Raw genomic sequence first — 12,354 nt, 5'->3', positions numbered from 1 at the left:
TTCGTCGCCATCGTCTGGAAACCTCCTCGCAGGGCTTGGGGCACTGCGAGGCACAACTGAACACCTGTCACCAAGGAAGGAATCACTCATGCGCACCACATCGACATTCATGAAGTCCGCCGCTGTGCTCTCCGTCGCGGGACTCGCCCTGACGGCCTGCGGCGACGGAGACGGGGACGGGGGAGGCTCCGACGCCGTCGAGGAGCACTGTTCCGGTGAGGGCGATCAGGGTGAGATCACCATCGGCGTCTTCTCCGGCTGGGAAGAGGGCATCGCGGCTTCTGAGCTGTGGAACTGCATTCTCACCGCTGAGGGCTATGACGTCACCCTGGAAGAGGCCGAGGCAGGCCCGGTCTTCTCCGGTCTGGCCAGCGGCGACTATGACCTCAACCTCGATGTCTGGCAGCCGGTGACCCACGCGAGCTACATCGAGGACTACGGAGACACCCTGGAGGAGTACGGCTCCTGGTACGACGACGCCGAGCTGACCATCGCCGTCAACGAGGACGCGCCGATCGACTCGTTGGAGGAGCTGGCCGACAACGCTGACGAGTTCGGCAACACGATCGTCGGCATCGAGTCCGGCGCCGGTCTGACCGGTGTCACCGAGGACGAGGTCATCCCCACCTACGGGCTCGAGGACATGGACTTCACCACCTCCTCGACCCCGGCGATGCTCTCCGAGCTGCAGACCGCCACGGACAACGATGAGAACATCGTCGTCACCCTGTGGCACCCCCACTGGGCGTACGAGGCCTTCCCCATCAAGGACCTCGAGGACCCGGAGGGCACTCTGGGAGATGCTGAGACGCTCAGCGTCTTCGGCCGCGAGGGCTTCTCCGACGACCACCCCGAGGTGGCCGAGTGGATGGAGAACTTCGAGATGGACGCCGAACTCCTCTACGACCTCGAGAACGAGATGTTCAACGAGGCCGAGGAGGACGCCGACTACGAGGAGATCGTCGCGGACTGGGTCAGCGAGAACCAGGACTACGTCGACGGTCTGACCGAGGGCGGCGACGGCGACGACGCTGACAGTGACGATGACGCCGAGGACGCAGAGGACACTGAGGACGCTGAGGACGAAGACTCCGAGGGCGAGGAGAACTGACCCTCGGCTGAGCCTCCACGGCCTGTGGTTCTCCCCGCCACCGGAGCACGATTCTCCGGTGGCGGGGAGAACTGTCTCTGCGGTGTTTTTCGGTGGAGTTCTGGCTGGGGTATCAGGTCCTGCCGGGCCGCCGTCGCGGCGTGCCCTGGCGGACGTCATGACGGCCGTGCAGGATCCAGTACAGGACAGAGGCGAGGGCGACCACCAGCGTGCAGGCGGCGAACATCTCCCGATACCCGAAGGCCTCCACCAGCATGCCCAGCGCCAGCGGAGCCACCCCGAAGCCCAGATCCAGCAGGATGAAGAAGGTGGAGACGGCGATGCTCACCCGCCCGCGCTCCGCCTGCGCGGCGACCACCGCCTGCAGCACGGGAAGCAGTGAGCCGAAGCCGAACCCGGTGAGCACACCGGCGGCGATGATCGCGGTGGGATGCGGTGACCAGGTCAGCAGCACCATGCCCACCACATAGAGCGCCAAGCAGGGGTACATGGCCGCGTTGTCGCCGAATCGGTCCTGGATCCTGCCGGTGAGCACCCGCGCGATGAGCATCGCCACCGCGTAGACCAGGAAGAACGTGGAGGCTGCCTCCAACATGCCTTCGGCGCGTCCGAAGCCGTGCAGGAAGGCGATCACTGAGGCGAAGGCCATACCCAGCAGCATCATCACCAGGGCGATGGGGAACGCACGCGGATAGAGGATCTCACCCGGGCGCAGCACCAGCTTCTGCCGCCAGGTCATCGGCGTCGGAGAGACTTCCGGCGGACGCAGGAACAGTGCCCCCAGCAGCGCCAGTCCGGAGAACGTGGTCGCCGCGACGAACATCGCCCAGAAACCGACGGCAGCGCTGAGCTGGATGGCGATCGCCGGGCCGATCGCCGGGGCCAGCGCAATCGGCATCGTGTAGTAGCCGGAACCCTCACCGCGCCGTGAGGCGGGGATCATCGCGAAGACGCCGGCGGTCAGTGCAGTCTGCCCGAAGCCGAAGGCCATACCGTGGGTGAGCCGCATGGCCACCAGCAGCTCATAGGAATCTGCCACCAGATAAAGGGCCGAGACCGCCGTGTAGATCACCAGGCAGACGAGGATGGAACGCCGTCGCCCCAGGTGATCAGAGTACTTGCCTGAGAGGATGCGGCCCAGCAGAGCGCCGACGACGAACGCCGAGGCAGCGAAGCCCGCTGCGGTGTCACCGGAGCCGAACTGCTCCGTCGCATAGACGGCCATGCCGGTGATCAGCATGTAGAAGACCAGGGCGAAGCCGAAGTTCACCCCGGTGGCCAACAGGAACCGACCGGTGACCAGCCGCGGGCGTTCAGCGGGCACGTCATCACTCTGGTCAGTCACACCGATGATTCTTTCACGGACGAGAGGAGGCTTCAGCGTGGACCCATGATTGTTGAACAATCTCAGAGGGTGCGGCATGATGGAGATCACGACTTTTCGGACCCGAGCCCGAGGCAGGATGGAGCCGACTATGCCACATATCGACATGAACTCCGACGTCGGAGAGTCCTTCGGCAACTGGCGGATGGGCGACGACGCCGCCATTCTGAAGACCGTCTCCTCCGCCAACATCGCCTGCGGCTTCCACGCCGGGGACCCGGGCACCATCCGTGAGACCTCGCGCATCGCCGCGGAGAACGGTGTGGCCATCGGTGCGCACATCGGGTACCGGGATCTCGACGGCTTCGGCCGCCGGTTCCTCGACTGCTCCTATGAGGAGCTCGCCGCCGATGTCCTCTACCAGCTGGGGGCGCTGCAGGCCATGGCATCGGCCGCCGGTGGGCGCATCCGGTACGTCAAGCCGCACGGGGCCCTGTACCACTCGATGATCGGCAATCAGACCCACGCCCGGGCTGTCATCGACACCATCGCCGCCTATGATGCCAGCCTGCCGGTGCTGCTGCTGCCGGGTTCTGTGGCCTTGGACTTCGCCGCGGAGAACGGGCTGCGCGGAGTAGCTGAGGCCTTCGCAGACCGGAACTACGACGCCGACGGCACATTGGTCTCACGCCGCGAACCGGATGCGGTGCTCCACGACGTCGACGTCGTGGTGGAGAACATGCTTCGCCTGGCCGAGGACCGCGAGATCATCGCCCGTGACGGCACCCGCATCCCCATGGATGCGGAATCGATCTGCGTCCACGGTGATACCCAGGGGTCCGTGGCCATGGCGGCTGCCGTGCGTCAGGCGCTGGAGGCCCAGGGGGTCCAGATCCGCAGCTTCGTCACCGAAGCGGCCTGAGCCTCGACGCCGATGACCCTCGATTCTCCCTGCGCCGGTCCCACCGGGGTGCGGCTGGCCGGGCCGCGGTCCCTGCTGATCGAATTCGCCACCCTCGACGATGTCCTGGCCCACCACCAGCACCTGGCTGAGCACCCGTTGCGCGGTCAGATCGACGTGGTCGCCGCCGCACGGACTCTGCTGCTGCGGTTCGACTCCCGTCCGGCGGCGCGCCGCGGTGCCGAGGCCCTCGAACAGCTGCAGGTCAGTGCGTTCTCCGCCGGAGAGGCACGCCGCGTCGAGCTCGAGGTGGTCTATGACGGGGAGGATCTCGACGACGTCGCCGAGCACCTGGGCCTCAGCGTGGAGGGGCTCATCGAGCAGCACACCTCACGCGACTGGATCGGCGCCTTCGGCGGTTTCGCCCCCGGGTTCACCTACTGCGTGCCCGCAGAGAACCCCGATCAGGTACCGCGGCGGCACAGCCCCAGGACTCAGGTGCCCGCGGGATCCGTGGCCCTGGCCGGTGAGTTCTCCGCCGTCTATCCCCGCGAATCCCCGGGGGGCTGGCAGCTGATCGGGCGCACTGCCGCGGTGCTCTGGGACGTCTCCCGGGAGTCGCCGGCCTTGGTCCGGCCCGGGGACACCGTCCGGTACTGTGCGGTGACCGCTGAGGCCCTGACCTCTCACCAGACGGCGGAACCTGCGGAGGCCCGCGCTGAAGCTGGAACAGAGGCTGGAACAGGCGCCAGAACAGATGCTGGGGCAGATGCCGTGCTGGAGGTGCTCGCTCCGGGGCTGCGCACTCTGGTGCAGGACTTCGGCCGGGCTGGGCTTTCTGATCTCGGGGTCTCCCGCGCGGGCGTCGCCGATGAGAACGCCATGCGGCAGGCGAACCGGCTGGCCGGCAATGACGCCTCGGCCCCGGTGTTGGAAGTCCTCCACGGCGGTCTCCGACTTCAGGCGTGCGCCACTTCGGTGCTGGCCGTCTGCGGCGCCGAGACCCCGCTGAAAGTCACCGGGAAGGACGGCTCAGTGCGGCACCCGGCGCTGTACGCTGCCTTCACCCTTCTCGCCGGAGACCGGCTCGAGCTCGCGGCCCCGAACCGTGGGCTGCGTTCGGTGGTGGCGCTGCGTGGTGGGATCGCCGCAGAGCCGGTGCTGGGCAGCGCCTCCGCGGATACGATGTCCGGGCTGGGTCCGGCGCCGTTGGAGGCGGGAGACCTGATCCGCCTCGGCGGACACCCTGTGCATGCCGTGTCGCCTGCGGAGCTGAGCACATTGGTCGAGCAGAGCGCATGGGCGGAACGGGAAGACGGTGCCGTCCCCCTGCGCTTCACCCGCGGCCCCCGTGATGACTGGTTCGACGAGGAGGAAGTCCGGGCACTCAGCCAGCAGCGGTGGGTGGTGACCCAGGAGTCTGACCGCATCGGGATCCGTGTGGAGCCTGCCGACGGCGGACGGCCGCTGACCCGCGCCCGCACAGACGAGCTGCCCTCTGAAGGGGTGGTGCGCGGCTCCCTGCAGATGCCGCCGTCGGGGCTGCCCGTGCTGTTCCTCAACGATCACCCCGTCACCGGTGGGTATCCGGTGATCGGCGTCGTCGTCCCGGAGGACATGTCCCACGCCGCCCAGCTCGCCCCCGGCGATCTGTTGAGGCTGATCCCTGTCGACCCGGATACCCTCGCGCCCGAGGACGCCGCAGCGGCTGGCGTCCCCGAGGCCTCAGACACTCCCGACACCCGCACCCGCTGAACGGAAGGTCCCGTCCATGAAGAGGCTGCTCATCGCCAACCGCTCGGAGATCGCCGTGCGGATCATCCGCACCGCCCGCGAACTCGGCATCGAGACTGTCGCCGTCTACGCTGACCAGGACGCGGCATCGATGCATGTCGAACTCGCCGATGTCGCCCATGCCCTGCACGGGACCACCGCGGCGGAGACGTACCTGGACATCGAGAAGATCCTCGCCGCCGCTGAGGCCTCCGGAGCCGACGCGGTACACCCCGGATACGGTTTCCTCTCCGAGAACGCCGCCTTCGCCCGCGCCGTGATCGATGCCGGGCTCACGTGGGTGGGGCCGAGCCCTGAGACCATCGACGCGCTCGGGAACAAGGTCTCCGCCCGGCAGATCGCTGTCGCCGCCGGAGCCCCCTTAGCCCCCGGCACTGACGGCCCGGTGTCCTCGGCGGAAGAGGTCCGCACTTTCGCCGCGGAGCACGGCCTGCCGGTCGCGGTGAAGGCCGCCTACGGCGGTGGCGGCCGCGGGATGCGAGTCATCCGCCAGACCGACGAGATCGACGAGGGGTTCGCCTCCGCGGTCCGCGAGGCCGAGGCTGCCTTCGGCCGCGGGGAGTGTTTCGTCGAACGGTTCCTGGACCGGCCCCGCCACGTCGAAGCCCAGGTGCTCGCCGACACCCACGGCCAGGTGGTCGTCGTCGGACTGCGGGACTGCTCGCTGCAGCGCCGGAACCAGAAACTGGTGGAGGAAGCACCGGCACCGTTCCTGAGCCGACAGGAGAGGGACAGGCTGCACGAATCGGCTCGGGCGATCTGTACAGAGGCCGGTTACACCGGCGCGGGCACTGTGGAGTACCTGCTCAGCCCGGACGGAGTGATCAGCTTCCTGGAGGTGAACACGCGCCTGCAGGTCGAGCACCCGGTCACCGAGGAGACCTCCGGAGTGGATCTCGTCGCCGAGCAGCTGCGCATCGCCGACGGGCTGCCGCTGAGCCTGACCCAGGACCCGGAGCCGGCCGGGCACAGCATCGAATTCCGGCTCAACGCGGAGGACCCTGCCCAGGGGTTCCTGCCCACCCCCGGCCCGGTCGACCTGTTCCAGCCGCCCACCGGACCAGGAGTGCGCATCGACACCGGGATCCGCACCGGAGACGAGGTCTCCGGAGCTTTCGACTCGATGATCGGGAAACTGATCGTCACCGCCGCCGACCGCCCCACCGCGCTGCGCCGAGCCCGGACCGCACTGGCGGAGCTGCGCATCGACGGCCTCCCCACGGTGCTGCCCTTCCACCGCGCAGTGCTCGAGGCCGAGGACTTCCTCGCCGCATCCGGTCCGGAGGCCTTCGGCGTGCACACCCGGTGGATCGAGACCGACTTCGAGGCGGAGCTCGCCGAATCCGAACATCTCAGCACTGCCCTCCGGCACCGGGAACAGTCCATGCAGCGCGCCACGGTGGAGATCGACGGCCGTGCCGTCACTCTCGGTCTGCCCGCCCAGCTGCTCAGCCTCTTCGGCTCCGCCGGCGCCCATCCCGCCGGGGCACACAGCCCCGGGGCGCCCGGCGCTGATGATGCCGAAGACCAGGGCGCCGTCACGTCCCCGGTCTCCGGCTCCCTGGTGTCCTGGGTGAGCGAAGACGGCGCCGAGGTGGAGGAAGGGCAGGGGCTCGCCGTCGTCGAAGCCATGAAGATGGAGACCACAGTGCGCGCAGAGACCTCCGGCACATTCCATCGAGAGGAGCTGGAACCGGGGACCGCGCTGAAGGGCGGGCAGATCCTCGGTAGGATCGGCTGAGCCCCACGCATCAGCGCAGACGAGGAGGTCACCGGTGGAGACAGAGCGCCGCACAGGCATCGGCCCCGTGGATCTGGTGGCCACACCGCCGATGGCGGCGGCCCACGTGCCCGAGCGGGTGGCGAGCCTGCTGCGTGAGCGGATTTCCGCGGGGGAGACCGGCCCCGGCGCGAAGCTCACCGAGGCTCGACTGACCCAGGACTTCGGCGTCTCCCGGCATTCGCTGCGTGCCGCGTTCCAGATCCTCGCCGCCGAAGGCTTAGTGGAACGCCACCCCAACCGAGGCGTCTTCGTCCATTCACCCACTGCCGAGGACGTCCGGCAGATCTACCGGACACGGCGGGTCCTCGAAATCGGCGTGGTCTCCGTGGCCGACTACGACGCACGGACCCTGGACGAGTTGGACCGCATCATCGGTGCGGCACGCAGCGCCGTGGCACTGGGTGACGGTGATGAGATGGCCCAGGCGAACCAGGAATTCCACCGCAGGCTCGTCGCCCAGGCCGACAGCGCCGTGGTGGTCCGCGCGATGGAAGAGGTGCTGGCACGGATGCGCCTGGCGTTCTCCACGATGCGCGACATCAGCTCGTTCCACCCCGACTATGTCGAACCCAATGCGCGGACAGTGCAGCTGCTGCGCGCCGGTGACCGAGGTGAGGCGATCACCCATATGAGCGACTACTTCGACAGGGCCGAGGCCGAACTGCTCGACCACCTGGGGCAGAGCCGATGACCGAGCCCACGGCGAAGGCCCCGCGACGCTACACCCGCCCTGCCGCATACCGGGATCAGCCCGGAGGCCCGCTCAGCCTCGACCGCAGCCTCTACGAGTCCATCGCCTCAGCCGAGCGTTCCAGCCGGGAACAGTTCACGATCCCGGTCCGCAGCGGGGCGGCCTGGGAAGTACCTGCCGGATCGATCGTGCGGATCAGCTCAGTGGACGGCCCGCAGGTGGGAGACCTCAATCTGTGGAATCTCCACGACCCGCGGGAACGGTTCTGGGCGGCACGGACCCGCCAGCTGCAGCGATCCTCGATGACGACCTACGACCGCTTCTGGTCCACTCTGCCGTTTCTGCGCCCGATGGCCACCGTCGTGGAAGACACCCTGGCAGACCATCCCGACGCCGAGGTCATCCACGATCTGCTCGGCACCCGTTGCGACCCCTACGTCAATCAGATGCTCTCCGGTGAAGCTTTCGACTACCACTGCCACTCGAACCTGGTGCGGGCGGTGCGCGAGTATGGGCTGACCGAGTACGACGTCCACGATGTGCTCAACGTCTTCCAGCTGGCCGGGCTCAACGAGGACCGCCAATACTTCATGGACACCTGCCCGGCCGGCCCGGGGGACCGGTTCGAGTTCTTCGCCGAGATCGACCTGCTCTGCGCGCTCTCCACATGCCCCGGCGGGGATCTCTCGCTGCACATGTGGGGACCGGAAGCCGCCAGCGAGACGGAACAGCTGGCGCACTGCCATCCGCTGCACGTCGAGATCTTCGACGTCGAGCCCGCCGCTCTGGACCAGTGGGAGCCGCCGTCGCGTGCGGCCTACCGCGGAGCTGACGGACTGCACGGGCTGAGCTGACCGTGCGGTGGAACGCCTGCGGGCCGGGACCGTCACGAATCATAGCCCTGTGCAGATATCCCACCCCATACAGCTATGACATCGGCACGGGGCTATGGCAGGTGTGCAGGCAGCGGCTCTACGGCACCTGCAGCTGTGCATCCGGCTGATCGGTGATGAGCATATGGCCGGGGGAGTGGCTGATCGCCAGCTCCGGCCGTGACTCCATGACGGCCGCCTGCGGTGTGACGCCACAGGCCCAGAACACGGGGATCCACCCGGTGGGTATGTCGACGGGGTCCCCGAAGTCCGGGGCGTCCAGATCCTCGATGCCCAGTTCCTCCGGCGCGCCGATGTGCACCGGAGCCCCGTGCACGCCCGGGTATCGCGAGGTGATGCGCACCGCATCGGCAACCCGCTCAGCGGGGATCGGCCGCATCGAGACCACCAGGGGTCCGGTCAGTGCCCCGGCGGGAGCACACCGTCTCCACGTCCGGTACATGGGCACGTTCCTGCCCTGCTCGAGATGCCGCACCGGTATGCCGGCATCGAGCATCGGGGTCTCGAAGGTGAAGCTGCAGCCCAGCAGAAAGGTGACCAGGTCCTCACGCCAATGCTCGAGGACCTCACCCGGCTCCTCCACCAGTTCCCCGTCACGGTAGACCCGGTAGGCCGGCAGATCAGTGCGGATATCCCCGCCGGGCAGCAGCTCAGAGTTCAGCTGACCCGGTTCCAGCACACCCAGCACCGGACACGGCTTCGGGTTCCGCTGAGCGAAGAGCAGCATGTCGAAGGCCAGCTTGCGGGGCAGGGCCAGCACGTTCACCTGGGCGAACCCGGCGCTGTAGCCGCTGGTCGGCACACGCAGCCCAGCCCGGAACGCCGCCCGTGCCTCAGCCGGCGAGGTGTTCGCGGGCTCCTCAGGCAGCAGGTGCTGCTCACCAGTCATGCTCAGGCTCCGATCAGCCGGTCTGCCACAGCTCAGCGATGCCGGTCAGCGACTCCGCACCCATGTACAGCGTCAGCGCCCACGCCAGCACGCCGATGATCAGCAGCCACTTCGGATACCGGTACCCGCCCAGCAGATCCTTGCGGAACGCCGCAGCGGCCAGCACGACGGTGAACCCCAGCGGAAGCACCGCGCCGTTGATCGCCCCGGCCAGGATCAGCAGGGTCTGCGGAGCCTGGCCCAGAGCCAGGAAGATCCCGCCGGTGAGCACGAGGAACACCGCCAGCAGCACCGCGCGCACCTTCGGCGAGGTGTTCCGGGTGGTCAGGAAGGACACGGTGGTGAAGGTACAGCCGAGGATCGAGGTGATCGCGGCGACCCAGAACACCAGGCCGAACACTCGCAGCCCGAACTCGCCGAGGGCGGACTGGAAGGCATCGGCGGCGACGTTGTCCGCGGCCAGGGAGACCCCGGTGGTGACTACGCCCAGGATCGCCAGGAACAGCAGGAAGCGGATCACCGAGGCCACGATGATGCCCATCACCGAGGTCTGACTGATCCGTCTGACGTTCTCCACTCCGCTGTGGCCCGAGGCGATGAGCCGGTGCGCCCCGGCATAGGTGATGTAGCCGCCGACCGTGCCGCCCACCAGGGTGGTGATGACGAAGAAGTCGATCTCCGCCGGGAGCACGGTCTGGCGCATCGCCTCGCCCACTGGGGGAGAGGTGGTGGCCGCCATATAGATCATCAGCAGGATCAGCACTGCACCACAGGCGACGACGATGCGGTCCAGGGCCACACCGGCCTTCTTGGAGAGGAAGATCAGCAGCGCCAGCGCCACCGACAGTCCGCCGCCCAGCGAGGCATCCATCCCCGTCAGCGCATTGAGCCCGATCCCGGCCCCGGCGATGTTGCCAACGTTGAACACGAACCCGCCGAAGAGGATCAGCCCCGCCAGCGCCCACCCCAGCCCAGGCAGCATCCGGTTGCCCAGCTCTTGGGCATAGAGGCCGGAGACCCCGATGACCCGCCACACATTGAGCTGCACGGCGATGTCCACGATCACCGAGATGAGGATCGCGAAGGCGAAGGCGGCACCGAGCTGATAGGTGAAGGTGGAGGTCTGCGTAATGAACCCCGGGCCCACTGCTGAGGTGGCCATGAGGAACATCGCGCCGAAGAACGCGGTGCGGCGGGTGGCCGCCATCGTTGGTCCCTTGGGCTGCTGCTCAGTGGAGGCTGCGGGCGCCTTCTGCGCCTCGGAGGTCTCGTCGGACTCGGACATGGGTACTCTCCCCGGAGGATGCGGACATCGACCTGTGAGTCAGGTCATGCGTTGGTGGTCACAGTAATAGTTGTTCCACAATCCGCGCAACAGCCGATGAGAGCCCCCAGGTCAGTCCATCGCTTTCGCCGCCTCCACGGAGGGATCGGTCCAGCGGCCGGACTTCACACCGCGGTGATAGATGATGCCGCCGGTCAGGGCGAGGACGAAGAGGATCGCCATCGGGATCAGCATGATGTAGACATTGCCCGTGGCCACCATCACCGGGATCGAGATCGCGGTGATCAGCCCGCCGCCGAAGATCGGCTCGAAGGCCAGCTGCTTATACCCGAAGGCCTCCAACGCCGGAGACTCATCATTCGGGTCCGCCACGCGCAGCAGCGCCAGCCCGGTGGCGGTGACCCCCATCGACTGCCCGAAGTCCGCGATGCCGCGCTCCAGCCAGAACTGCGGGATGATCCGCGGCGTGAAGTAGACCAGCATCACCGTGCAGAAGGCGATGCCGGCCACCGAGAGGATCACGAAAGCCTGCCAGTAGTCGGCGATGACGGCCAGGGAGATCGTCGACAGCGCCGCGACGATCAGGATGTCCAGGGCCAGCCCCTGGATGCGCTGCATGAGCTCGGCATCGAGCAGGCTCGAGTTACCGGTGCGATCCAGCACCAGCTGGACCACTACGCCACCGAGCATGGCCAGCGGGAACAGCGGCACATAACCCAGCAGGGTCATGCCCTCCTCGCCCTCACCGACCCACAGCGAATCCGGCTGTCCCCACAGGGCGTCTTCCACCAGGACCAGACCCTCCAGCATCAGCCAGCCGATGATGATCGCCAGTCCGATCACCGCCACGTGCAGGGTCAGCGGCTCGATCGACCCCGGGCGGGCGGTCATCCGACCGGCATAGACGGTCTCATCGTCGGAGTAGAGGCCCCGCAGCTCCGAGGCGGACTGGTTCTCGATCTTCTCCAGCACTTCAGTGCGCCCGGTGCGCACACCCCAGTTGATGACCGACACGCCGATGATGATCCCGGAGACCAATCCCACAGTGGCCATCGCCAGGGCCAGATCCGTGGCCTCGGGGATGCCCATATCCTCGAAGGCCGGGGCCATGCCGGCTGCCGTGCCATGACCGCCCTCGAATGCGATCTCGATGAGCCCGCCGTAGAACGGCTCCAGCCCGAAGAACGGGGCCAGGACCAGCAGCCCGATCAGCAGGCCCACCACGTACTGGCCTGAGCCGTAGGCGATCCCGATCGAGAGCTGCGGGCCGGCGAGCTTCGCCACGCGCTTCGGCGACGGAAGAGAGGAGCCCAGGAAGAGGGTGGCGAAGACCACGGAGATGAGCAGCCCCGGCAGAGTGCTCCAGAGCTCGACGATGTCCTCGGTGAAGAAGCCGCCGTCGGCGAGCCAATCGACGTCGAGGGCTGCGCCGATGCGACCGGCGATCTCCGGGCCCAGGAACAGGCCGATGAACCCGGCCACGATCGAGCTGGGCAGCAGCAGCTTCTGGACGAAGGGCACCTTCACCCGCAGGTACTTGCCGATCAGCATGACAGTCGCCAACAGAACGATGGCGAATCCGACGGAATCCGGACTCATGAGTTCTCCCCTCGCTTCTCACCCCAGCGTGCAGCGGCCGCGTAGACTGTCCCGGGCCAGCTCAGCCCGCCGCCTCGCGGTGTG

At 67.7% G+C, this 12,354-nt stretch carries 10 protein-coding genes; 6 read left to right on the top strand and 4 right to left on the bottom strand.

What is annotated here, in order from left to right; translation table 11 throughout:
• Positions 1 to 88: 88 nt before the first annotated feature.
• Positions 89 to 1,111 carry a glycine betaine ABC transporter substrate-binding protein gene (locus RIL96_RS01860; protein WP_310547290.1) on the top strand — a complete coding sequence of 341 codons (1,023 nt, stop codon included), beginning with the start codon at positions 89 to 91 and terminating at the stop codon, positions 1,109 to 1,111.
• A 112-nt stretch (positions 1,112 to 1,223) separates the two neighbouring features.
• Here the strand turns inward: RIL96_RS01860 and RIL96_RS01855 are convergent, their stop codons facing one another.
• Positions 1,224 to 2,435, bottom strand: a complete 1,212-nt coding sequence (locus tag RIL96_RS01855) for an MFS transporter (protein WP_310547289.1) — start codon at positions 2,433 to 2,435, stop codon at positions 1,224 to 1,226.
• A 151-nt stretch (positions 2,436 to 2,586) separates the two neighbouring features.
• Between RIL96_RS01855 and RIL96_RS01850 the strand changes: the two genes are divergently transcribed.
• Genes RIL96_RS01850 through RIL96_RS01830 form a run of 5 tightly spaced genes read left to right on the top strand, consistent with a single transcriptional unit; the run spans position 2,587 to position 8,458 of the window.
• Positions 2,587 to 3,357, top strand: coding sequence for a LamB/YcsF family protein (locus RIL96_RS01850; protein ID WP_310547288.1), 771 nt, complete (start codon positions 2,587 to 2,589; stop codon positions 3,355 to 3,357).
• A 12-nt stretch (positions 3,358 to 3,369) separates the two neighbouring features.
• Positions 3,370 to 5,091 (top strand): 5-oxoprolinase subunit B/C family protein, encoded by a 1,722-nt coding sequence (locus RIL96_RS01845; protein WP_310547287.1) that lies wholly within the window; start codon positions 3,370 to 3,372, stop codon positions 5,089 to 5,091.
• Between the two features lie 16 nt (positions 5,092 to 5,107).
• Positions 5,108 to 6,871, top strand: coding sequence for an acetyl/propionyl/methylcrotonyl-CoA carboxylase subunit alpha (locus tag RIL96_RS01840; RefSeq protein ID WP_310547286.1), 1,764 nt, complete (start codon positions 5,108 to 5,110; stop codon positions 6,869 to 6,871).
• 34 nt (positions 6,872 to 6,905) lie between these two features.
• Positions 6,906 to 7,604 carry a GntR family transcriptional regulator gene (locus RIL96_RS01835; protein ID WP_310547285.1) on the top strand — a complete coding sequence of 233 codons (699 nt, stop codon included), beginning with the start codon at positions 6,906 to 6,908 and terminating at the stop codon, positions 7,602 to 7,604.
• Positions 7,601 to 8,458, top strand: a complete 858-nt coding sequence (locus tag RIL96_RS01830) for an urea carboxylase-associated family protein (protein WP_310547284.1) — start codon at positions 7,601 to 7,603, stop codon at positions 8,456 to 8,458. Before RIL96_RS01835 ends, RIL96_RS01830 begins: the two co-directional genes overlap by 4 nt.
• A gap of 118 nt (positions 8,459 to 8,576) precedes the next feature.
• On the opposite strand, the gene RIL96_RS01825 is transcribed toward RIL96_RS01830, so the two are convergent.
• The 3 genes from RIL96_RS01825 to RIL96_RS01815 form a co-directional block, all read right to left on the bottom strand.
• Complete coding sequence (locus RIL96_RS01825; protein ID WP_310547283.1) at positions 8,577 to 9,386, bottom strand: putative hydro-lyase; 810 nt, start codon at positions 9,384 to 9,386, stop codon at positions 8,577 to 8,579.
• A gap of 13 nt (positions 9,387 to 9,399) precedes the next feature.
• Complete coding sequence (locus tag RIL96_RS01820) at positions 9,400 to 10,671, bottom strand: NRAMP family divalent metal transporter (RefSeq protein ID WP_374761818.1); 1,272 nt, start codon at positions 10,669 to 10,671, stop codon at positions 9,400 to 9,402.
• A gap of 111 nt (positions 10,672 to 10,782) precedes the next feature.
• Positions 10,783 to 12,270, bottom strand: coding sequence for a sodium/glutamate symporter (locus RIL96_RS01815; protein ID WP_310547282.1), 1,488 nt, complete (start codon positions 12,268 to 12,270; stop codon positions 10,783 to 10,785).
• Positions 12,271 to 12,354 lie beyond the last annotated feature (84 nt).

It is taken from the genome of Nesterenkonia aerolata (assembly GCF_031470965.1).
GTDB classification, from domain to species: domain Bacteria; phylum Actinomycetota; class Actinomycetes; order Actinomycetales; family Micrococcaceae; genus Nesterenkonia; species Nesterenkonia aerolata.
The sequence above is the reverse complement of the archived record's forward strand: the minus strand, read 5'-3'. Positions and strand labels throughout refer to the sequence as shown.

Bases quoted from the DNA above. Each gene is read 5' to 3' on its own strand.
- RIL96_RS01860 (WP_310547290.1), top strand. From the start codon at position 89: ATGCGCACCACATCGACATTCATGAAGTCCGCCGCTGTGCTCTCCGTC.
- RIL96_RS01850 (WP_310547288.1), top strand. From the start codon at position 2,587: ATGCCACATATCGACATGAACTCCGACGTCGGAGAGTCCTTCGGCAAC.
- RIL96_RS01845 (WP_310547287.1), top strand. From the start codon at position 3,370: ATGACCCTCGATTCTCCCTGCGCCGGTCCCACCGGGGTGCGGCTGGCC.
- RIL96_RS01840 (WP_310547286.1), top strand. From the start codon at position 5,108: ATGAAGAGGCTGCTCATCGCCAACCGCTCGGAGATCGCCGTGCGGATC.
- RIL96_RS01830 (WP_310547284.1), top strand. From the start codon at position 7,601: ATGACCGAGCCCACGGCGAAGGCCCCGCGACGCTACACCCGCCCTGCC.
- RIL96_RS01825 (WP_310547283.1), bottom strand. From the start codon at position 9,386: ATGACTGGTGAGCAGCACCTGCTGCCTGAGGAGCCCGCGAACACCTCG.
- RIL96_RS01820 (WP_374761818.1), bottom strand. From the start codon at position 10,671: ATGTCCGAGTCCGACGAGACCTCCGAGGCGCAGAAGGCGCCCGCAGCC.
- RIL96_RS01815 (WP_310547282.1), bottom strand. From the start codon at position 12,270: ATGAGTCCGGATTCCGTCGGATTCGCCATCGTTCTGTTGGCGACTGTC.